The organism is Bifidobacterium sp. M0353 (assembly GCF_016100645.1).
GTDB lineage: Bacteria > Actinomycetota > Actinomycetes > Actinomycetales > Bifidobacteriaceae > Bombiscardovia > Bombiscardovia choladohabitans.
The window spans coordinates 487,174-509,227 of sequence record NZ_JACFSB010000001.1 but is presented as its reverse complement, the minus strand read 5'-3'; the positions used below and the strand labels follow the sequence as shown (position 1 = coordinate 509,227).

General features: G+C 61.9%; 18 protein-coding genes and 2 tRNA genes. 4 read left to right on the top strand and 16 right to left on the bottom strand.

Features of this window, described 5'->3' with window-relative positions; translation table 11 throughout:
- Positions 1-30 precede the first annotated feature (30 nt).
- From H3V04_RS01915 to H3V04_RS01850, 14 genes are all read right to left on the bottom strand, one after another.
- Entirely contained in the window at positions 31-1,566 is a 1,536-nt protein-coding gene (locus tag H3V04_RS01915; RefSeq protein WP_198187027.1) for an alpha-N-arabinofuranosidase, read from the bottom strand.
- Positions 1,567-1,962: 396 nt separating this feature from the next.
- Positions 1,963-2,035, bottom strand: a tRNA-Asn gene (locus H3V04_RS01910).
- A 78-nt stretch (positions 2,036-2,113) separates the two neighbouring features.
- Complete coding sequence (gene tsaD / locus H3V04_RS01905) at positions 2,114-3,157, bottom strand: tRNA (adenosine(37)-N6)-threonylcarbamoyltransferase complex transferase subunit TsaD (RefSeq protein WP_198187026.1); 1,044 nt, start codon at positions 3,155-3,157, stop codon at positions 2,114-2,116.
- Complete coding sequence (gene rimI, locus H3V04_RS01900; RefSeq protein WP_198187025.1) at positions 3,150-3,662, bottom strand: ribosomal protein S18-alanine N-acetyltransferase; 513 nt, start codon at positions 3,660-3,662, stop codon at positions 3,150-3,152. Before rimI ends, tsaD begins: the two co-directional genes overlap by 8 nt.
- Positions 3,659-4,447, bottom strand: coding sequence for a tRNA (adenosine(37)-N6)-threonylcarbamoyltransferase complex dimerization subunit type 1 TsaB (gene tsaB / locus H3V04_RS01895; protein WP_198187024.1), 789 nt, complete (start codon positions 4,445-4,447; stop codon positions 3,659-3,661). The genes rimI and tsaB overlap by 4 nt, the downstream gene beginning before the upstream one ends.
- The gene (gene tsaE / locus H3V04_RS01890; protein WP_198187023.1) at positions 4,444-5,046 is read right to left on the bottom strand and encodes a tRNA (adenosine(37)-N6)-threonylcarbamoyltransferase complex ATPase subunit type 1 TsaE; all 603 of its coding nucleotides are present in this window, start codon (positions 5,044-5,046) and stop codon (positions 4,444-4,446) included. The genes tsaB and tsaE overlap by 4 nt, the downstream gene beginning before the upstream one ends.
- Positions 5,043-6,020, bottom strand: a complete 978-nt coding sequence (gene holA / locus H3V04_RS01885; RefSeq protein ID WP_198187022.1) for a DNA polymerase III subunit delta — start codon at positions 6,018-6,020, stop codon at positions 5,043-5,045. The genes tsaE and holA overlap by 4 nt, the downstream gene beginning before the upstream one ends.
- Positions 6,017-7,885, bottom strand: a complete 1,869-nt coding sequence (locus H3V04_RS01880; RefSeq protein WP_198187021.1) for a ComEC/Rec2 family competence protein — start codon at positions 7,883-7,885, stop codon at positions 6,017-6,019. Before H3V04_RS01880 ends, holA begins: the two co-directional genes overlap by 4 nt.
- A gap of 74 nt (positions 7,886-7,959) precedes the next feature.
- Positions 7,960-8,640 carry a helix-hairpin-helix domain-containing protein gene (locus H3V04_RS01875; RefSeq protein WP_198187020.1) on the bottom strand — a complete coding sequence of 227 codons (681 nt, stop codon included), beginning with the start codon at positions 8,638-8,640 and terminating at the stop codon, positions 7,960-7,962.
- Between the two features lie 105 nt (positions 8,641-8,745).
- Positions 8,746-11,715, bottom strand: coding sequence for a leucine--tRNA ligase (gene leuS / locus H3V04_RS01870; protein WP_198187019.1), 2,970 nt, complete (start codon positions 11,713-11,715; stop codon positions 8,746-8,748).
- A 75-nt stretch (positions 11,716-11,790) separates the two neighbouring features.
- Entirely contained in the window at positions 11,791-12,621 is an 831-nt protein-coding gene (locus tag H3V04_RS01865; RefSeq protein WP_198187018.1) for a glutamate ABC transporter substrate-binding protein, read from the bottom strand.
- 9 nt (positions 12,622-12,630) lie between these two features.
- Positions 12,631-13,581 carry a magnesium transporter CorA family protein gene (locus tag H3V04_RS01860; RefSeq protein WP_024627661.1) on the bottom strand — a complete coding sequence of 317 codons (951 nt, stop codon included), beginning with the start codon at positions 13,579-13,581 and terminating at the stop codon, positions 12,631-12,633.
- A 106-nt stretch (positions 13,582-13,687) separates the two neighbouring features.
- On the bottom strand, positions 13,688-14,500 hold the full coding sequence (locus tag H3V04_RS01855) for a DUF1287 domain-containing protein (protein ID WP_198187017.1): 813 nt from the start codon (positions 14,498-14,500) through the stop codon (positions 13,688-13,690).
- A gap of 5 nt (positions 14,501-14,505) precedes the next feature.
- The gene (locus tag H3V04_RS01850) at positions 14,506-15,531 is read right to left on the bottom strand and encodes a D-2-hydroxyacid dehydrogenase (RefSeq protein WP_232342419.1); all 1,026 of its coding nucleotides are present in this window, start codon (positions 15,529-15,531) and stop codon (positions 14,506-14,508) included.
- A 213-nt stretch (positions 15,532-15,744) separates the two neighbouring features.
- Between H3V04_RS01850 and H3V04_RS01845 the strand changes: the two genes are divergently transcribed.
- The 4 genes from H3V04_RS01845 to H3V04_RS01830 all read left to right on the top strand — a co-directional run bounded on the left by H3V04_RS01845 (position 15,745) and on the right by H3V04_RS01830 (position 19,763).
- A tRNA-Ala gene (locus H3V04_RS01845) sits at positions 15,745-15,817 on the top strand.
- 349 nt (positions 15,818-16,166) lie between these two features.
- The gene (locus H3V04_RS01840) at positions 16,167-17,165 is read left to right on the top strand and encodes an ADP-ribosylglycohydrolase family protein (RefSeq protein WP_198187016.1); all 999 of its coding nucleotides are present in this window, start codon (positions 16,167-16,169) and stop codon (positions 17,163-17,165) included.
- Positions 17,166-17,335: 170 nt separating this feature from the next.
- Positions 17,336-18,802 carry a cytosine permease gene (locus H3V04_RS01835; RefSeq protein ID WP_198187015.1) on the top strand — a complete coding sequence of 489 codons (1,467 nt, stop codon included), beginning with the start codon at positions 17,336-17,338 and terminating at the stop codon, positions 18,800-18,802.
- Positions 18,795-19,763 carry a PfkB family carbohydrate kinase gene (locus H3V04_RS01830; RefSeq protein WP_198187014.1) on the top strand — a complete coding sequence of 323 codons (969 nt, stop codon included), beginning with the start codon at positions 18,795-18,797 and terminating at the stop codon, positions 19,761-19,763. Before H3V04_RS01835 ends, H3V04_RS01830 begins: the two co-directional genes overlap by 8 nt.
- 88 nt (positions 19,764-19,851) lie before the next feature.
- Here the strand turns inward: H3V04_RS01830 and H3V04_RS01825 are convergent, their stop codons facing one another.
- Together H3V04_RS01825 and H3V04_RS01820 are read right to left on the bottom strand one after the other, a co-directional pair.
- Positions 19,852-20,937 carry a glycerol dehydrogenase gene (locus tag H3V04_RS01825; protein WP_198187013.1) on the bottom strand — a complete coding sequence of 362 codons (1,086 nt, stop codon included), beginning with the start codon at positions 20,935-20,937 and terminating at the stop codon, positions 19,852-19,854.
- A 128-nt stretch (positions 20,938-21,065) separates the two neighbouring features.
- Positions 21,066-21,962, bottom strand: a complete 897-nt coding sequence (locus tag H3V04_RS01820; RefSeq protein WP_198187012.1) for a hypothetical protein — start codon at positions 21,960-21,962, stop codon at positions 21,066-21,068.
- Positions 21,963-22,054 lie beyond the last annotated feature (92 nt).

Sequence of the window (22,054 nt, the reverse complement as noted above, 5' to 3'; positions counted from 1 at the left end):
TCCCCAACCTAGATGCCTTTGGAGGCCTGTTTAAGCCAGATGTATGACCGTCCAGGAGACGGGAGGCAGTTGGAGGTCCAAGGCGTCCCCATCCATCCTAAAGTCTTTCCGGGCATGCATGACGACTCGTTCCTGGTCTTCAAGCGTGTTGCGTGCCGAGGGGTCGTCCTCGTGCAGGGTGCTGACCGTGGCCTGCCGATGTCGATCCTGCTCGGGCAGGGCGATGCTGAAATCAACAGAACGGTCAAGGCTGCGGTTGACCGCGAAAACGCTGAGGGAGCCATCGGCACCTCTGACGGCCACCGAATCGGTCATCGGCACCTGGCCATAGCGGGATGTCTCATAGGTGTCGCCGCTCTGCAGGCTCTTGAGCACGCTGGCGCCCCGCGCATAACGGGCGGTCAGGGCGAAGGGGTAGAAAATGGTCTGTCTCCAGGCCGGGCCGCCGGGCTCGGTCATGATGGGGGCAATGACGTTGACCAGCTGGGCCAGGCTGGCCGCATGAACGACGTCGGCATGTCTGAGCAGGGTGATCAGCAGGTCGCCCACCACCACGGCATCCGCCGCCGAATAGACATCCTCCAGGAGCGGCGCGCCTACAGGCCAATTGCCGATGCCTTCGGGCGATCTGCTGGCCTCAGCATCCTGGTACCAGACATTCCATTCGTCGAAGGAAATGAAAACCTGATGATCACTGCCCAGCCGGGCACGCGAGGCGGCGATGGTGGCCGCCACGTCGGTGATGAAACTGTCCATGTCCACGCCTGAAGCCAGGAAGCTGGCCATGTCCCCATCCCTGGGCGCGTAATAGGCATGGCATGAGAGGAAGTTCACATTTTTGAAGCAGCGCTCCAGCACGGTGCGCTCCCAGAGGCCGAAGGTGGGCATGGTGTGTGAGGAGGATCCGCAGACAACCAGATCCAAGTCCGGGTCGATCATCCGCATGGCCACAGCCGTCCGGTTGGCCAGATCGGCGTATTCCTCAGCACTTTTATGGCCGATCTGCCAGTCGCCGTCCATCTCGTTGCCCAGGCACCACATCCTGATGTCGAAGGGGCGATCATGGCCGTTGGCACGACGGCGTTCCGACAGCTCGGTGCCCGAGGGGACATTGCAGTATTCGAGCAGGTCCAGGGCCTCCTGCATACCCCTGGTGCCCAGGTTGACGGCCTCCATGAGCTCGTTGCCGCCCAGCTTGTCCAGCCAGTCGCGCATCTCGTGCAGGCCGAACTCGTTGCTTTCGCCGGAGTGCCAGGCCAGATCGAGACGACGGGGACGGCTCTCGCGCGGTCCCACGCCATCCTCCCAGCGATAGCCCGAGACGAAGTTGCCGCCCGGGTATCGGATGGTGGTCACGCCCAGTTCCTTGACCAGATCCATGACATCCCGGCGAAAACCCTGTTCGTCTGCTGTCGGATGACCCGGCTCATAGATGCCCGAGTAGATTCCCCTGCCCAGGTGCTCCACGAAGGATCCGAAGAGGCGATCGTCAATGGGCGTGGACTCCTGCTCCTCATCCACCCTGAACTGTGCCCTGCCCCTGTGATTCTGCTGCCCTTGCGTCACTGTCCGACTCCTTCGTTCTGACTGTATCGTCCATGATTCTCGTCCATGTTGAAACTATGGAACATCTGAATAGTACAACGTTGTGAATTCGGCGAGCCACCCGTCTGTCGCCCCATGCGGCACAGAGCAATCACAAATATGCTTGTCCCAGTATCCAACGACAGGCTGCATAATCACCTCACACGAGAGATGAGAATATTCAAAACAAGCCGACAGCATCAGTCCTTGAGCCAGGAAATATCTCATCAATTCAGTCGGTTGAGCATCCCGACACCCATATTTGCAACAACCGGGAGCATTCGAGATAGGTGGAGGGGGGGGGGTTGCTTGGCAGATTGCACAATGCAAAGAAACCTGGCAGATAAAGAAAACCGCCGGAGGACCGGCGGTTGAGAGCTCCCGCAGCTGGGCTTGAACCAGCGACATTTCGATTAACAGTCGAACGCTCTGCCAACTGAGCTATGCGGGAATGTCCCGTTCAACTCTCGCTGAACACAATTACCATACTATAGTCAGAACTCTCGTATCCGACAACTTGGCGTGTCGATTACATGAGGATCCTGTCCAGGGGCATGGCCGAATCAATGGAGAAGTCGGGAGCAGAGGGAGCCCGTCCCGCCTGGACCAGATTGACGCCCAGCATGGCCACCATGGCGCCGTTGTCCGTGCACAGGTTGATTTTCGGAATGCGAACCTTGACGCCATCCTGCTCGCCGAACTCTTCAAGCTTGCCGTGCAGCTGCGAGTTGGCCGAGAACCCGCCGCCGACAATCAGGGTACCCGTGTCGAATCTGTGGCAGGCGGCCATGGCCTTGCGGGAGAGGACGGTGGCCACGGAATCAGCCAGGGAGGCGCAGACATCATCCACGGGAATGTCGAGCCCGGCCTGCTGTCTGCGCTCGACCCATCGAGCCACGGCGGTCTTGACCCCGGAAAAGCTGAAATCATAGGGATGCTCTGCTCCGGCCCGGCCCTTGGTCAGCCCCTGGGGCACGGCGATGGCGTGAGGGTCGCCCACCCGGGCGTGGCGGTCGATGTGGGGGCCGCCGGGATAGGGGAAGCCCAGCAGACGTGCGATCTTGTCGAAGCACTCCCCCGCCGCGTCATCCAGGGTGGTGCCCACCACCTGGACCGATTTCGCCAGATCATCCACATGCAGCAATGAGGTGTGGCCGCCGGAGACGATCAGGGCCAGGGCATTTTCAGGGAAAGGTCCGAATTGGAGCTGGGTGACCGCTATATGGCCGATGACATGGTTGATGCCATATAGAGGCTTTTTCGCTGCCCAGGCCAGCGCCTTGGCACCGGAAACGCCTACGGCCAGGCAACCAGCCAGTCCGGGACCAGCCGAGACCGCTATGGCATCCACTTGGGACAGGTCCATATCCGCATCATTCAGGGCCTTGGAGACGACCGGTACAAAGGACTCAGCGTGTGCCCGCGAGGCGATCTCAGGGATGACGCCCCCATAGCGGGCGTGCTCGTTCATGGAGGAGGCCACCACGTTGGACAGCAGCCGGTTGCCCTGCACCAGGGCGGCCGCGGTCTCGTCGCAGGTGGATTCGATGCCAAGCACCAGAGGCTCACTCATGGTCGATGATCCTTTCCTGTCCTTCTAAAAACTTGCTGCCGACAAATCCCACCGGACCCGGCCCGACCGAGCTCAAAGGTCTGGTCATGGCCCAGGCATCCACGTCTTGAGGCTGATAGTAGCCCTTGCACAGACCCGTCCTTGAGAAACCGAATTGTTTGTAGAGGCCAATGGCCGCCGGGTTGTCTATGCGCACTTTCAGGTTCATGCCTTGCAGACCCTTGCGATCTGCTCCGGCAATAAGCCTGGCCAGCAGGGATCCTGCAATGCCGCGATGCCGGGCTTCCGGCAGCACCCCGATGGTCATCAGCTCGGCATCCCTTTCGCCCGACCAATAACCTCCGTAGCCCAGGATGGTTGCCTGGTCCTCCCATACCAGATAGGTGCGGGAGGGCGCAGACAACTCAAATCGCAGCTCCTGCCGGCTCCAGGCCTGGTCGCCGAAGATGTTCGCCTCCAAGTCGACAAGCTGGTCCAGGTCCCCCAAGGCCGCCCTGCGAATCATGACTGGACAGCCACATGCTTGAGCGGATTGGGCACCGAGACGTCCGGCCGACGAAGGTAAAGCGGTTCCACCGGGTCGATCAGCCCCTGCCGGGCACGTCTGCATGCACAAGCTGCCATCAGAGCTGTCCCCTGGGTCCGATCCTCCAGGAAGGATCCTTCGTCCAGTATCACCCGTATATCCGGATGCTTATCCAGACGCTCCCACTGGTCAGCGTAGCGACCGGCTCCGTGGCCGCTGATGACCAGCGTGACAGGGCCCTGATCCGCAGACCCACACTTTTTCACAATGGCTGCGACTCTCTCACAGATGGCTGCTGGATAGTCGATGCTCATTTCGGTCAGCGGCCGGACCGGGGCTTCCACATCTCCAAAGTCGCCGAAGAGACGGTAATAGAGCTGCCGACGTCGAGCATCATTGACAGCCAGAACCAGCAACCGGGTATGGCCTTGGCCCTGCTGCTTGAACCGGCTGTAGGCATAGCGGGCCTGTGGTTCCAGGATGTCCTGTCCCAGCAGACGGGCACCGGTGGCAAAGGCCAGGGCTTTGGCGGTTACGATGCCTGCCCGCAGACCGGTGAAAGGTGCAGGGCCCAGTCCCACCACGATGGTCCTCAGATCGTCTGCAGACAGCCCGGCCTGGTCCATGACCTTGGCGATGTTGACCTGGAGGCGTTCCACATGCGAGCGCGAGTCGGTCTCGATGCAAGGCTCCCGCCCCGGCAATCCCACAGTCGAGCCATATGAGGTATCGATCACCAAAAGGGGCGTATCGCTCCCGCTCATGCCGTCATCGCCTTTCTCAACTGCTTCAGTCTGGTGGCCCACCAAGGACCCACTCCACGCAGACGTACCATACGCTGACCCTGGGAGCTGGGTGGCGCGTCAGGATCTTCCCGAGGATCCACGGGTCGGGAGATGCTCACTTCCAGACGTTGATCGGCCAGTGCCGAGGCCATCTGCTCACCCCATTCCATCAGGATGATGGTGCTTTGGCCCGGATCCTCCAACTCCTCGTCCAGACCGAGGGACTCCAGCTCGTCCAGGAGCCGATCCACAGCATCCTCGCCAGGCAGATAGTCCTGTCCGCCCAACCGATAGGCATCCACGTGGATCAGGGTGACCGGCGAGCCGTCGGACAGATGGCCATGCAGCTCTCTTGCGATGGTGAACGTGGGCGAGACCACAGGACCGTCCACTCCAAGTCCGCTGCCCAGCCCCTGGGCCAGCGTGGTCTTGCCCGCCCCCAGAGGTCCGGACAGGAGGATCACATCCCCGCCTTGCAGACTTGAGGCCAGGTTTCTGCCCAGGCGCCGCATGTCCTCGCCCGTTGGCACGGCCAGCTCAAATCCATCCTTTTGCCCGGCACTGTCCTGCAGGCTCATGCCAACGTCCTTCCCTTGGCGGCGATCAGCTCCACTGCCCGTTCCAGAGCATAGCAGGCGTCGCCGCTGCTGGTCTTGCTGACCTCATCAGCGTGTGCCAAGGCCTCGATGCAGGCCGCCAGACCGGAGGAGGTCCATCCATGCAGCTGTCGCTTTGCCTCACGCAACTGCCAGTAGGCGGCCTTGGCCTCGGCTGTCGTGATGGATCCCGATTCGATGGCCGCCTCCTTACCCAGTGTCCGTAGCTTCAGGGCCAATACTCCGATAAGGGATACTGGTTCGTTGCCCTGTTCCAGAGCTGAACGTAGGGCGACGACGGCTTGGGCCGGCCTGCCGGCAAGGGCCCTGTCCGCCACGGCGAATCCCGACACAGCCGGGTTATCGGTCAAATATCGGTTGACAATCTCCAAGGTCATGGGATCCTGGTCAAAATCGAAGCAGAGCTGGGAGCACATGGCGGCAAGTTCCGGAGTGCGCTCACCCAGGACATCCACCAGACGCTGGGCCGCCCTCGGCTGGATGCGACGCTGATGAGCTTTGAATTGCCCATAGACGAAATCGACCTTGTCATCGAGCTTCTTCAGATCCGGCATACGCTCCATGACTGCCCCGGCACATTCCATCTGGTCCAGAAGCCTGCGGCCCCGGTTGCCTCCGTCATGACGCGCGATGACAATGCTGGCTTCGGAACCTACCGGCTCGTGGCAGAAGTCCACCAAGGCCTGAGTCAAGGCCTCATCGGCCGCCTGCAAATCATCCAGAAGAACCACGGCCGTCTGACTGAGCAGGGAGGGTCCGACCGCCTCCTGAAAGGCATAAGCGTCGCAGTCTGCCGCATCCATCTCTATGTATTCGCTGTCCGGGTGGGCGGCACATGCCTGTGCGCACAGGTCCTTGACGCGCTGACCGTTGAGGAAGGGATCGCCGCCGACCACCAGATGGACGGAAGGGTTCTCCTGCTGAGCTTTGGTCATGACTCAAATCTCCCTTCATCACTGGACATTAACCTCGGTCGTTTTTTGAAGACCAACTGGGATAGAAGGCCATAGGTCTGCTGCAACCAGACCTTGATTGACCCCCAAGCGGATGGCCGAAAGGGAACCCCCGAATCCTGGGCTGTCACAGCCGGCCATAAAGGGTCCCGACTCCGGACACGAATCAGTCGAACCAACCGATGGTCAATCACGGCCATGAGACCCAGGCCTACAAGGCAGGCGCTGCCGACTGGCCCCGAAGGCCAGCCCGCCGGAGCAGCCGCCTCGCCCAGCCATGTGGCGGCGAAAGCCATGACTGCAGTACCCAGGGAGGTCAACCGGGCCAGCAAGAGCCCCAATGGCGGCCAGAGCCAGGAGGTGAGCAGGGCCAGCAGGCCGGTCACGGTGGCAACGTCGACCACAGGAGTGACGAGCAAATTGGCCAACGGTGCCAGCAGAGGCAGTCCGGGACTCATCAGCACCTGCACGGGCAGCGTGCCAGCCTGAGCACACAGGGTCGTGGCCAATGGACGTGCCAGAAATGCCGGAAGATGGTCTTCAAGGAGGACCGTCAACCGCCGGTTTCCCAGACCTATGCCAAGCACAGCACCACAGGAGAGCGCGAAGCCGAAGCTTGCGGCCATGGAAGGCCGCAGAATCAGGACCAACAGCACACACCAGGACAGGGAATTCAAGGACTGGGCAGGCCGGCAGGCAGCCAGAGCCAAAGCTGAAAGAAGCCCCATGGCCTGGGCTCGCAAGACCGAATCCCCTGGGACCATCAGCATGCCCAAGCCCAGATAGGCGGCGGACAAAACCAGGGCCATCAGCAGGGGCGGCGAGCGCAGGGCCCGCATGATTGAAACCAGCAGCGAGGCCAGGATCATGAAGTGCCCACCGGAGACAGCCATCAGATGAAGGATGCCCGATGCACGGAAATCCTGGGTCAGACGGGTGGCATAGGCGGGCTCCACTGCAGGTCTGCCAAGGGACCCGCCCGAACCGGGCAGGGCCTGGTTGCCCAGGATGCCCATGGTCAATCCCGGCACCAGGATCCGCCCCTGGTCGTCCAGCTTGCCGGTCTGTTCGAGAAAGGCATTTTGCATACGAACTATCAAGCGTCTACCAGGTCCTGGCGGCCTGACTTGTTTCAAGCCATCCTCCACGGTCAGCCAGGGCATGGGACGACCGTAAACGGAGGGTCCCAAGAGGCCACGCGCACGATACAGTCCGCCCTGCTGCAGCAGACATGACCGGCCACGGGCGAAGAGTACAATCCGTTCATCGGAAGGCATGCGCACACCGGCCACAGTCACCCGGTGCAGCCTTAATTCCACCTGACAGTCCCATCCTCGCCGAGAGGATGCGCTCATAGGTCCTAGAGCCAGACCACGCACCTCGGCCATCGCCTTTCCCTGACGGATCTGACGTGCTGCCGGCCCGCTGCGCACCGACTCATGACCTACCGCGGCAGACAATGCTGCAGTCAGAGCCACGGCAGCCAGGACGGCCAGCGTCGGCAGCCTACGAGAATCAAACCAGGTGGACACCAAGCGATGGGGCCGACGAAAAAACTGACTCCTGCGATTGGGGACCTCTCTGGCGACCAAGCAGACGAGCTTGACGGCAAGCAGGATCATTGCAAGGAGTAATGGAAGCGCCAGGACAAGCGGCATCATCCAGACCGTCATACCCATGCCTCCACCGGCCGTACTTCCACCGGCCATGCCGCCTCTGGATTCTCCCACCGATTTGGCCCAGTCACCGTCCTTGGCTGATCCTGCAGCCGATCCGCCCATGCTTAGGTCCAGAAGCCAGGGGACCAGCAGGGCAACCGCCCAGGCCAGACAAGCAGCGGGGAGCATCCGAAAATTGCGGCTGCCGTTCTCCCGATCAACCTCATCGTGAGCCCCATTGTGGACTCTTGAACGACCGGCCATCATTGCGCCACCAAATATGGGCGTAATCGGGCCAGGGTCTTGGCACCGATGCCGGGGACATCCAGGAGCTGGTCTACCGAGGTGTAGCGGCCGCCGATGGCACGCCGATGTTCCAATATTTTCGCAGCCTTGACCGGACCGATCCCCTTGACATTCTCCAGATCCTGCTGGCTGGCGCTGTTGAGATTCACGCGCCCCGCCTGATCAGCCGTCCCTGAGGAGGCACTGGAGGACGGAGCAGCAGGGACGTTACCGGCCTTTTCGGCAGATTGGGCTGAGCCAGAAACCGCAGGATCGGCCTGCTCACTGCCCGCTTCACCCTGAGTATCACGACTGTGATCGTTTCCCGAGGCTTGCTTGCCATGGTGTGCAGCGCTGTTCACATTACTGTCCGCAGAAGCCGACGACCTGGCCTCGGATTCATCGACAGCCACTCCTGTGGCCAGGGCCCGTCCCTGCTGGGCCAGCAGGGTCAGACTTAGGGCAAGAGCCGCAACCAGAATAAGGATGGCCGTCAAGGCCTGAAGCGGCGTAAACGACCAGACAGGCCGATTCCGTCGGACCTGTGACTTGGCCGTGCCTTCGGCTGATTGCTCCGACCGAATCGATTGATTCAGCGATTGATTCATGGCCAGTGCCTGGAGGGGCGGCGCCGGCGGCTGGGTGATGTTGATGTTCATGAGCCCAGCCTGACACGAAAGAGCCCCCCGACATGAGGTCGGAGGGCTATGTGGTCGAAGGTCACCGCCTGTACACAGCCTGGCCTGGCTGCGGTCAGTGCAGTGTCAGGCTGGCACGACCGAAACGATTTTAGGGGCCTTGACAATGACCTTCCGTGGCTCCTTGCCCCCCAGCCGCTCCTGGACGGCGGGCAGTGCCAGAGCCATGGCCTTGAGCTGGTCGGGCGCAATGTCGGGGCTGACCTGCAACTTGCCGCGGACCTTGCCCTTGACCTGGACCACGGCGGTGACCGTGTCCTCGCCAAGATAGCGATCATCCCAGGTCGGCCACTGGGCATATGCCAGGGACTCCTTGTGGCCCAGACGGCTCCAGAGCTCCTCGCAGATATGGGGGGCGATGGGCGAGAGCATGAGCACCAAGGGCTCGATGGCTGCCCTGGGCGTCGGATCCAGTCCGGTCAGATGGTTGTTGAGCACGATCATCCTGGCGATGGCCGTGTTGGGCCGCATGGCCTCCATCTCCACCGTCACGTCATGGATGGTGGTGTTGAGCAGCTTCAGGGTCTTCTCGTCGGGCTCTCCCTCGTCCAGGACCACCTCGCCGGTCTGCTCGTCCACCACGTTGCGCCAGAGCCGCTGCAGGAAGCGCATACCGCCCACCACGTTGCGCGTGTTCCAGGGCCTGGACTCGTCCAGGGGACCCATGCTCATCTCGTAGAGGCGGAAGGTGTCGGCCCCATAAGTGCGGTACATATCGTCCGGGGTGATGATGTTCTTGAGGCTCTTGCCCATCTTGCCGAACTCGCGGTTGACCGACTGCCCCTGCCAGGTGTAGCTGACCTTGCCGCCCTCCTCATGCTCCTCCACCTCGGCGGCAGGCACGTACTGACCGCGCTGGTCCGTGTAGGCGTAGGCCTGTATCATCCCCTGGTTGAAAAGCTTGTGGAAGGGCTCCTTGGACGAGACGTAACCCAGATCATAGAGGACCTTGTGCCAGAAGCGGGCATAGAGCAGGTGCAGCACCGCGTGCTCCACGCCGCCCACATAGAGATCGACGCCGCCTGACTCCCCGGCCGTGGCGTTGTGCCTGGGTCCCAGCCAGTAGTCGTATTCCTCCGGATCGACCATGTGCCGGTCGTCCTTGGGGTCGATGTAGCGCATGTAGTACCAGCAGGAGCCGGCCCAGTTGGGCATGGTGTTGGTGTCCCTGTGGTAGACCTTGGGCCCGTCACCCAGGTCCAGGGTCACGTTCACCCAATCCTGGTTGCGGCTCAGCGGGGCCTCCGGGCTGGACTGGGCATCCTCGGGGTCGAAGGTCTTGGGCGAGTAGTCGGGCACGTCCGGCAGGGCCACCGGAAGCTGGTCGTCGGGCAACAGGTGGGGCAGGCCCTGGTCGTCATAGACCACCGGGAAGGGCTCGCCCCAGTAGCGCTGACGGGAGAAGAGCCAGTCGCGCAGCCGGTAGGAGACCGTCCCATGGCCCACCCCGGCCGACTCCAGCCAGGCAGTGACCTTCTCGATGGCCTGGTCAACCCGCAGGCCGTCCAGGCTGAGAGGATCGCCAGCGGCCTGGGTGACCTGGACCGAAGAGTTGACCACAATGCCGTCGTGAGAGACAAAAGGCGCCTTGCCCCGGTAGTCGTCCAATGTCTGCCCGGACTCAGGCAGAGGGCTAACCGTGTAGACGACGGGCAGGCCATACTTGACGGCGAAGTCGTAATCGCGCTGATCACCGCCAGGCACAGCCATGATGGCTCCGGTGCCGTAGTCCATCAGCACATAGTCGGCGGTGAAGATGGGCAGCTTGGCCCCGGTGATGGGGTTGAGAGCGTACAGCCCGGTAAACAGGCCGGTCTTGGCCCCGCCTTCATCCACGCGATCCTTGGCGGTCTTGGCCTCGGCGGCCCTGCGATAGGCCTGCACACCCTCCGCAGGATTGGCATAGCCGCCCTTCCACTGATCAGGCACATCCTCAGGCCACTCCTGGGGCAGGTGCTGGAGCAGGTCATGCTCGGGGGAAACCACGGCGAAGGTGGCACCGAAAAGCGTGTCGGGACGGGTGGTGTAGACCTCCATGGTCTGGTCCCCGTCGGGGCCGGGCACGGTGAAGTCCACCGAGGCCCCGTGCGACTCTCCGATCCAGTTGCGCTGCATGAGCTTGACCTTTTCGGGCCAATCCAGGATGTCCAGATCCTCCAGAAGCCGGTGGCCGTAGGCGGTGATGCGCATGGACCACTGCTTGAGCTCACGCTGGTAGACCGGGTAGTTGCCACGCTCGGAGCGTCCTTCGGCGGTCACCTCCTCATTGGCCAGGACCGTACCCAGTCCGGGGCACCAGTTGACCGGCGAGCGCGAGATGTAGGCCAGGCGGAAGTCGTTGAGCACCTCGGAGCGCTCGGCCTCGTCCAGGTCCTCCCAGGAGGCGTCGGCATGGCCGGGGATGGGCCTGCTTCCGGACTTGAAGGCCTCGACAAGCTCGCTGATGGGCCTGGCAGAACCCGTCCCCCCGTCGGCACGGCGATAGTCAGGGTCGTACCAGGACTCGTAGATGCGCGAGAAGATCCACTGGGTCCAGCGCACGTAGTCGGTATCGATGGTGGCGAAGGAGCGGCGGTCGTCGAAGCTGAGCCCCAGCCGATGCAGCTGCCAGCGCATGTTGGCGATGTTCTGCTCGGTGGTGACCCGGGGGTGCTGGCCGGTCTGGACCGCATACTGCTCGGCGGGCAGGCCGAAGGCATCGTAGCCCATGGCGTGCAGGACGTTCTCGCCCTTCATCCGGTGGTAGCGGCTGACCACGTCGGTGGCGATGTAGCCCAGGGGGTGGCCCACATGCAGGCCCTTGCCCGAAGGATAGGGGAACATGTCGATGACGAAGTAGGGACTGCGGCCCCCAGCGTGCTCCCCATGGGCATCCGTCAAATCACCCTTGGTGTTGGCGGCCCAGAAGGTGCCCTCCTTTTCCCAGCGCTGCTGCCAGTGCTCCTCGATGGTCTGAGCCATGGCGGCATCGTAGCGGAATTGGGGCTGATCGGATTCCTGGGTCTGCTGATGATCCCTGTCTTCATTCGCGTTCATATGGTGAATTATCGCCATTCACATGGACACGGCCGGGCCGATGTCCAGCATCCGTCGTCCTGGCATGAGCCGTACTCAGTGGTCGCCGGGCTGCAGGGTGCGGGCGGCGGCATCGACGGAAAAGCCGATTGACCGGGAAGCCCGACCCAGGGCGGCCTTGAAGGACCCGTCCCGCATCATCCTCTTCAGGGCCTGGTCGACGACATCCACCAGCTCCGGATCCCCGTGGGGCACGCCGATACCGTACCGTTCATGGGAGAAGGGATTGCCGACCAGGCGCAGCTGGCCGCCGCCGCGAACATGAGCCAGGCCGGCCAGGGCGAAGTCGTCGCCGCTGGCAGCATCCGCATCCCCGCTGAGCAGGGCCGTGATGCACTCGGGAAACTCATCCCGCTCCTGGACCTGGGCCTGGGGGGCCAGCGAGCGCAGCAGGGCCCCGGAGGTGGACCCAGCTGCCACGCAGACCCGCTTTTGGGCCAGATCCTCCACCCCGGCGATATCGTTCTGGGTGCGGCGAACCAGCAGATCCTGCCCGGCAGCCAGATAGGGCCCGGCGAAATCCACCAGCTTCTGCCGTTCCTGGGTGATGGAGTAGCCAGCCACAACCATGTCCACCTGGCCCTGTTCGAGCATGCGCTCGCGGTCCACGGGCTTCACCTGGCGGAAAACGATCTGCGACTCGGCGTATCCCAGCTCGTGGACCACGTACTGGGCCACATCCACATCCAGACCCCGGTACTGGCCGGACTGGGCGAATCCAAGGCCGGGTTGGTCGAAGGAGATGCCCACACTGATCTTGGGCCCGATGGAACCCGCCCGGTAGCGATCCTCCTGGCGGCCGCACCCGCTCAGGGGCACCGCCAGAACCAGTGCCAGCAGAGCCGCCGCAATCCTGCGTGCAAACATGACCGGCCCCTACTTGAACATTCTCGAACGGGTCAGGAACCAGGTTACCAGGGCGGTCACCAGGCCCGAAAGAATCACCACGACCGCAAAACCCCAGGGCTTGTCGGTGAACGGCATGCCGAACATGCCCTGGTTGAAGTTCATGCCATACATGGAGAAGATCAGCGTGGGCACCGACAGGCTGATGGAGATGATGGTGAAGATCCTCATCACATTGTTGACGTTGTTGGAGACGATGGAGGCGAAGGCATCGGTCATGTTCGAAAGCACGCTTGAGTAGATGTTGGCCATCTCGATGGCCTGCTTGTTCTCCGTGATCACGTCGCCCAGAAGATCCTCATCGTCCGGATAGCGCTTGATCCGCTCCAGCCCGGTCAGCTTCTCCAGGACGATCTCGTTGGACTTGAGGCTGGTGGCGAAATAGACCAAGGTCTTGTTGAGCTCCAGCAGCATGAGGATCTCCCGGTTCTGCATGGAGTGGCGCAGCTTGAGCTCCAACCGGTCAGACTCGCGGTCGATGATGCGCAGGTAGCGCAGGTAGAGGGTGGCGTTGCGGTAGAGGATCTGCAGGATGAAGCGCGACTTCATGAAGGTGTTGAAACCCCGGATGGTGCCCTCCATGAAGGGATGGAGCAGGACGGTGTCCTGCATGCAGACGGTGACGATCAGATCCTCGGTGACGATGATGGACAGGGGGATGGTCTCGTAGTAGTCCCGGCCGTCGCGCTCCTCGGCCCGGGGAATGTCGACGATGACCATGGTGTATTCGTCCTCAACGTCCACACGCGAGCGCTCTTCATCGTCCAGGGGAGCACGCAGGTCAGCCAGGTCTATGCCGGTGGTCTGCGAGACGTTGGCCAACTCGACATCGGTGGGCGCCGATAAGCATATCCATGAGCCCTTGGAAGCCTTGCCGATCTGCTCGATCTGCCCGTTCATGGTGCTGAATACTCTCATCATCGCCATCACCGCCTCTCATGCTCGGACCTGGCCGACGTGTCTGGCCGAACCGATAGTAGCAGATAACCAGTCGCCGCCGTGCTCAATTTCGCAGGGTAGTCCCGGGTCACCCCCTCCATGGGCGCAGGACGGCGGGTTGGATTTTGGAGGCGTCGAAGCGGAAATGACCGGTGATGGGACGATGGCCAGGTGACCCCAGGTAGTCGTTCTCCCTGGCGCGCTGGCCCATGTTGTGCAGAAGCAGGGGAATACCCCGGCTGTCCCTTTTATCCGAGGCCATGCCGATGTGCCAGGAGGTATCGAAGATGACGATGTCGCCCTGCTGCCACTGGTCGGTGGCCGCGATGTCGTTGGTCAGACGCTGGGCGTGCCGGGACAGGAATACGCCGAGGACGTTGGTGCGTCTGAAGTCGATGTTCGGATCAGGCCTGCTGATGACTCCGGCATAGGCCCCAGGAGACGAGGCGATGTCAGCGTCGACCATGGCTTTGAGATCGTAGCCGGCCTGTCGGAAGGCCCTCCAGATCTCATCGGTACAGGCACCCCGGTCATCGGGTGGATAGCCGCCCTGATAGTAGCCGCTGTCATAACGTGGATGGAGGCGTGCCTCCCGATGGGCTCCACGCACCATGGCCGTATAGTCGTCCACACCGTCGTGGTTGTAGTCCACAGGCGAGATCAGAGGCGGGTGGACAGCAGTCTGCTCAGGAGAATACCCGGGAGGGCTATGGGAAGCGGTCTTGCGGCCGTTTGCAGAGGAACTTTGATTATCATGGCGAGCAGGTCCGACACCCATCAGCCTGCCGGCCAAGGTCAAGGAGCCCGCCGCAATCAAGGCAAGCGCCAGCAGGACGGCCGCCCACCGCAGAACAGTCGTCCGCCCACGACTGTTGCCGCTACGGCTTTGCTCTGTCGGCACGGCGGTCACCTCATCCGGTTGCGAAGGGGTCTGCCATCCATGAACCGACGAAGATTATCCAGGCAAATTTCCCGAACCTTGTCCATGTTGGAGGGGAGATGAGCTCCCCCGGCTACATGCGGAGTGAGCAGGCAGCGTGGTTGCCTCCAGAGTGGGTGGTCTTCAGGCAGAGGTTCCGGTTCGGTCACATCCAGCCCTGCACCGAAAATGCCATCCTTATCCAGGGCTTGGGCCAGAGCCATGCAATCCACGGCATCTCCCCTGCCCGCGTTGATCAGCACGGCGGTGGACTTCATCAATGCAAGACGATGGCCGTCGATGATATGTCTGGTCTGCGGCGTTGAAGGCAGGGCCAGAGCCACTACATCCATCTCAGGCAGCAGGGCATCCAGATCGTCAAAACCAGCCAGACGGTCGAACCCCTCCACCGGCTGGTCGGGATGCCGCCTGATACCGATGGTCCGAGCGCCTACAGCCTTGGCCAGACGAGCGAAGGAGGCTCCGATATTCCCCGTGCCCAAAACCAGAACCTGGCAACCGCGCGGTGAAAGGACAGTCCCGCGAGGTTCCCAACGGCCCATGCGTTGATTGTCCCGGTAACCAGGAAGGTCCTTCATCAGGGCCCACATCATGGCGAACATGTGCTCGGAGACCGACTGCCCGTAAGCGCCTGAGGCACTGGTCAACATGGCATCCGGAGGCAGAACCCCCGGTTTCAGGTAGGCATCCACACCCGCGCTGCTGGTCTGCAGCCAGACCAGGTTACGGCAGGCAACCACCTGCTCGGCCGGCGGATTACCCAAAATGATCGTGGCCTCCGATCGGAGGGATTGAGGGACATCGATGAGCCAATGCATGCTCTGCCGCATGTCCGTGTCGACAATGAACTCCTGATGAACGCCTGGAGCCGTCTGGAGGAATTCCTGTCGTTCGCTCTGGTCCAAGGGCAGGCAGTTGATGATGAGCTGGTCCCCAGGATGGTTCTCGTTCCGCTTTTCAGCCCGTACTTCGCCATCGTTTTTGCCGGTCATGGTCCGCCGCCTTTCCGTTGCTGCCGACCCCCTTGGTCGCCCCTTGTTCATCATGCTAGCGCACTTGCAAGCTCAGGAATGACTCAAGACCATTCGAGGATAAAATCCATCAATTAGCTCACAATCCCTGCAATTCCGGGGCAACACACTGAGTTGCTCCATTCGCCAATCCCGGTGTACTATAAGCAAGGCTTCACCAAGCAAGGCAAGCACGGGGCTATGGCGCAGCTGGTAGCGCGTCTCCATGGCATGGAGAAGGTCGGGGGTTCGAATCCCCCTAGCTCCACAGGTAGAATCCCGAGGTCACCTCGGGATTCTTTTTATATCGAGCGCCTCTGCAATCGCGAGAGCCTGGACTAAGACACAGCGACAAACTCAGCCAATGGCCGCCCATACTTAATGGAACCCATACCTTCATCAAGTCTTTGACCCCGGCTTGCCTGCATTGTCTTATCTCCCGCTTCACACAGGTGGAGCTCGTTCAGATTCCCGTTCTCCTTTGCAAGTCATACCTGCTGGACCGGTTGTGCCGGCACTCTTCCAAGGGCCTACAATGATTCTGACCAAAAATTTCGCAACATATCCACAGACAGATCGATGGACTTGTCTCAGCGACTCCGGAGGCTTACGCAGCAATGACCAGAACTGAAAAGGGTGCACTTGGCGCGCTTACCGGGCTGTCCTTGGGGGATGCGCTGGGCATGCCCACGCAGAGCATGAGTCCAGCAGCCATCCATGAGGCCTACGGCAGGGTTGACACCCTTCGTGATGCCATCGCGGAACAGCCCATAGCCCCCGGTATGCCTGCGGGGTCTGTGACCGACGACACCGAGCAGGCACTGATCGTGGCGGAACTGATCATCGAGGGCAAGGGACACATTGATCCGAAGGAATTCGCCAAGCGCCTTCTGTCCTGGGAGGACGACATGAAGTCGCGCGGATCGCTGGACTTGCTGGGGCCCTCCACCAAGCTGGCCCTGGAACAGGTTCGCCGCGGCGCAGACATCATGACCACGGGAAGGACCGGCACCACCAATGGGGCCGCCATGCGAGTCACTCCGGTTGGCATAGCCAACAGGCCCGAGGACGCCGGACTACTGGCCAATCGCATCTACGAGTCCTGTCAGGTCACCCACGACACAGTCGCAGGCTTCCAAAGTGCCGCGCTGATCGCCACGACAGTCAGTCTAGGACTTGAAGGAATGACCGTTCGCCAGGCGTTGAAGGAGTCCCTGCGCTTGGTACCCGCCATGGAGACCTCAGGGGCTTGGACTCCTAAGGCATCGGTTCCCGCACGCGCCCGCCAGGCAATACAGTTGTCCGAAGAATTCAGCGATGAGACCGACTTCGAGCACCACCTCATTGAAGACTGTGGCACCTCGGTCGAGGCCAATGAGTCTGTGGCAGCAGCCTTTGCCCTGGCCTGGAGGTTTGCCGACGATCCCCAATCAGCTTTGTTGGCCGCAGTCAATCTTGGCGGCGATACGGACACGATCGCTGCCATGACCGGAGCAATGACCGGCGCGTGCACCGGCCCCGAGGTCTTCGACTCTGCACTCTGCTCCCAGGTGGCTTCGGTATCCCATCTCGACCTGCAGCATACAGCCCGAGGCCTGATTGCCCTAAGGCAGTAAAACGTAAAACTGATAAGACTGAATCAGTCCGGAATACAAAAATGTAGAATCCAGTCAGCCCCCCCCCCCGGGATTACGGAGGATTACGGGTTCCACACATGCCAAGCCAACGGTCCGAACGGACAATCCATCACTACATTCGGTATATCTTGAGTCAAAGGAGACAATCCATGTCAACTGCGCCAAAAGAGGGCACCATCCTCTCCAGGGTGGAGCAAAGGGGCATCGAGCCCGTGCCCGAGGACCAGAGGAACGGGTCGCCCGGCCAGCTCTTCTGGGTCTGGTTCGCCGCCAACATCTCGATTCTGGGGATCCCTCTGGGAGCTACCCTGATTGCCCAGGGCCTCAACCTCTGGCAGGCCGTGCTCGCCACGACCATCGGAGCCTTCGGATCCTTCGCCCTGGTCGGCATCATCTCCATAGCCGGCAGAAGGGGCGGCGCCCCCACGCTGACCCTGTCCAGGGCCATTTTCGGCGTCAGGGGCAATGCAGGCCCCACCCTGGTGGCCCTGCTGTCCAGACTGGGCTGGGAGACGGTGAACACGATGACCGGCGCCTTTGCACTGCTCTCCCTGATCGCCATCATCTTCGGCACCTCGGCCGATGCCAAGCGCTCCCCCTTGCTGACCTTTGCCTGCATCGCCGTCTTCGTAGCCCTGACCGTGGTGGTCTCGGCCGCCGGCCATGCCTTCATTCTCACCGTGCAGAAGTGGGCCACCTGGATATTCGGAGCCCTCACCCTGCTGGTGGCCATCTATCTGGCCACGACCGTCGACTGGTCCTCCTTCATCGGCAATGCCCCCGGCTCAGCCGGTACCTTCCTGATCGGTGTCGGCACCATAGCCGCGGGGACGGGCATCGGCTGGGTCAACTCAGGCGCAGACATGGCCCGCTACCAGAAGACCTCGGTGAAATCCGGCTCTCTGGTCCTGACCGCAGCGGCGGGCGCCGGCATCCCCCTGGTGGTCGTCATCGGTCTGGGATCGGTCCTGACAGCCGGCAACTCCACCATTGCCTCCGCCGCCGATCCGGTCGCCGCGGTTCGAAGCGCTCTGCCCGCCTGGGTCTCAATCCCCTATCTGATTGCCGCATTCGCCGGGCTGCTCATGTCCAACAACCTTTCCGTATATTCTGCCGGCCTGACCACCATCACCCTGGGCATCAGAATCCCCCGCGTCTATGCGGTCGTGGTCGACGTGGTGGTGACAACCTGCGGAGCGCTGTACTTCACCCTGGGGTCCGACGGGTTCTACGGCCCCTTCGTCACCTTCATCTCCCTCTTGGCAGTGCCGCTGAGCACCTGGGCAGGCATCTTCCTGTCAGATATGATCTTCCGCAAGCGCTACGATTCGGACGGTCTTCTGAACCTTCAAGCCGATTCCCCCTACTGGTACTGGCACGGCGTCAACCTCCCAGCCATCATCGGCTGGCTGGTCGGAATAGTCGTCGGCTTCCTGTTCGTGACGGCCCAGGTCTCCAAGGACGAGGTCTGGTTCTCGGGACCCCTGGCCGGCAGTTTCCTGGGCAGGAACGGCCTGGCATGGCTGGTATCCCTCCTCCTGGGAGGGATTCTCTACGCCATTTTGCACTTCCTCTCCAAGGATTCCCTGGCGATGAGGGGCAAAAGCCATGACTGAGCCGAGGATCCTCCATCTCGGTCAGGTGGTGGTTGACCTGAGCATGGACATCGACCACCTCCCGGAGCGCGGAGGGGATATTTTCGCCAGACGAAGCGCCATCAAAGTCGGCGGTGGATACAACGTGATTCGCGCAGCCAGGCAGATGGGGGCGCCGATAGCCTACATGGGGGCGATCGGCACAGGTCCGATGGCAGACATGGCCCGTGGAGCCCTTGCCGCCCTGCAGGTTCCCGCCCAAGGGCCTGTGCTGGATGACTGTGATACCGGATACTCGGTAGCCATGATCGAGCCCTCGGGAGAACGCACCTTCGTATCGGCAAGGGGCGCGGAGACCCGTGTACCGGAGGGAACATATGAAAGCATGGACCTGGTTCCCGGTGATGTCATCTACCTGAGCGGGTATTCCTTCTGCCACAAGGACAACACCCGGAGCCTGGTCGGGTTCGCACACTTACACCAGGGCGAAGAGTTCCCTGTGCTCTTCGACCTGGGACCCATGGTGGCCGATATTGCACTGGATGTGCTGAAAACGGTCAACGGACTGCATCCGATCTGGTCGCTGAATGAACGCGAGGGACCAATCCTAGCGGAACGTCTGGGATGCCGACCAGATGTTCGCGGTGAAACCGAGCTGGAATCCACCTGCCGTTCGCTTTCGCAGAAACTGGGCAGTCCGGTGGTTCTGCGGGCCGGCGCCCGTGGTGCCTGGTACTGCCAGCCCAAGGATTCGATACAGATTGAGTACATTCCCACACCACAGGTCCATGCCATAGACACCAACGGTGCCGGCGATACCCACTCGGGTGTCCTCTGCGCGGGCATCCTCCAAGGCCTGCCCATCGAGGAGGCGCTGACACTGGCCAACTGCGCAGGGGCCCTTTCCACTACACAGCCCGGTCCAGCTACCTGCCCTGACGAGGAAGCCATACGAAAGGCTGCCGCCTCCCTGCAAAGGTGACCAGCGCAAAACCAGTCAAAATACAGGCGGCCGCCGACTTCATGCCGGTGGCCGCCTGGCCTTTACAGATGGATCAGAGCAAGAGAACTCAGAGCTGCTTGCCGAGCTGATCGGCCGCACGCAGAGCGTGAGCCACGTCGGTGGGGGTCACCTCGAAGGGCATATTGCCCATGGTCTCGTCAGGGCCGCAGGCGTGCTCGCCGACCTTGAGCAAGTCCTCCTCGCTTGCCTGTCCGATGCCGATCTGCTCCAGGGAGGTGGGCAGACCCACGCTGCGGAAGAAGTCGTAGACCCTACGGGTCTCCTCCAGGGGCCGATCCTCAAGGACCAGCTGGGCCAGGGTGCCGAAGGCCACCTTCTCGCCATGCAGCATGGAGTGGGTGCCCTCCAGGGCGGTCATTCCGTCATGAATGGCGTGGGCTGCAGCCAGGCCGGAGCTTTCGAAGCCCAGACCGCTCAGCAGTGTGTTGGCCTCGATGATCTTCTCCAGGGCGGCTGTGCGCACACCGGCCTTGGCAGCGGCCACGGCCTTGACCCCATCCTCCAGCAGGGTGTCGCGGCAGAGACGGGCCAGGGCGAAGGCGGCCATGGTGGCGTGTCCTCCGGTCATGGTCACGGCGTTCGACTGCACGCAGGCGGCCGCCTCATAGTATGTGGCGAAGGCATCGCCCAGCCCTGATACCAGGAAGCGCACCGGAGCCTTGGCGATGACATCGGTATCCATAAGGACCACGTTGGGGTTGGCAGGCAGTGGCAGGTAACGGTCGAAGACACCCTCAGGCGTGTAGAGCACGGACAGCCTTGAGCAAGGCGCATCCGAGGAGGCCGCCGTGGGCACAATCATGACCGGCAGGTGGGCGAAGTGGGCCACAGCCTTGGCGGTATCAAGGGTCTTGCCGCCGCCGATGCCGATCACCGCGTCGCTGCCGCCCAAATGGTCACGATGACGGTCGATCTCCTCCATGGAGCACTCGCCACCGAATTTCATCAGTTCGTAGGGGATCCCATCGTGCTCAAAGGAGGCGACGATATCGTCGTGGTAGAGCCCGTCGATGACCGGATCGACGATCAGATGGGCGCCCTTGGTGCCCAGAGCCGCGTATTCTCCGGCCAGCTTTCCCATGGCGCCCTCCTGCTGAACATAGGAGCCTGGAGAGCACAGAACCTTACGCATATACACACCTTTCTCATTGCTGATCCCGCCTTCGGGACCAGATCCTTAGGGACGGGCCTCTTGGACCGCCCGAAAGTGACCCTAGTCACATTACATGGTGGGATGGGTGTGCCGCGCCGACTGACAGGTCAGTTACGAGGAGATGGACTGGTCGTGCTCGTCGGTGACGACTGTGGCGTAGGAGCCGTGCTTGAGGGACTTGGCGTGGAGCTGGTCGCGTCGGCAGACGGCGAAGGCGAGCTCGTGGGGTTCCCTCCCTGCGGTTGACTCTGCCCGGATCCCTGTTCGCTGCCTTGGTTCTGATTCGAGCCAGAGGGCTGGTTCTGAGGGGCACTCGGGGTCGTCTGATATTCAGGCTCCTCTGTGCGCCGCGCTGGCTTGGAGGGGGTCTCCTCCTCGCTGGGGGTTACCACCTGGCTGGCCGGCGGGCTGACCACGTTGCGAACCACCTTGTCGGTGCCTTCGCCCTTGGTCAGGGCATTGATGGCCAGGGCGGACAGCACTACAGCCACCAGGGCGCTGACCACGGAGACGATGATGACGTTGCGGCGGCGCTGATCCAGCTTCTTCCTACTGTTTGCCGTCATGGAGGCCGCATGGGTCCGTGGACCATTGCTGGACGAAATGGTCCTGCCGGTCTTGGCCGCCGACTTTTCTTCACCGACAGGGGGCATGACCTGGGTGGATCCGTCGGCAGCATCGCTGGATTTGTCCGAATGACCCTTACCCTGGGCAGGCAAGGTGGTGGTCTGCCCATCGGCGCCCGAATCGGCATCCGAGTCAGCTCTGGAGTCGTCTTCGTCCTGGTCAGAACCGCCGACCACGGACTCCTGCAGCTTCTGGCCAGAGGCTTCAAGAACATTCTTGTAGATCTGCGAGGCCACGGCAGAGACGATGGAACCGATGGCCACGCCGATGATGGATCCCGCCACGCCGATCTTGGCGGCCAACCAGAAGGAGGTCATGGCTGCAAGAGCGCCGGCGATGATCTGCGCCCAGGAAATGTCATGAAAGAACTGCTTCACTCCGACCCCTTTTTGATCCAATGGCTGGTTGCTGCGCTCTTATGGTAGCTGGTGGTCATGGCGATACTGTGATGGTCGTCCGACCGCCCAAG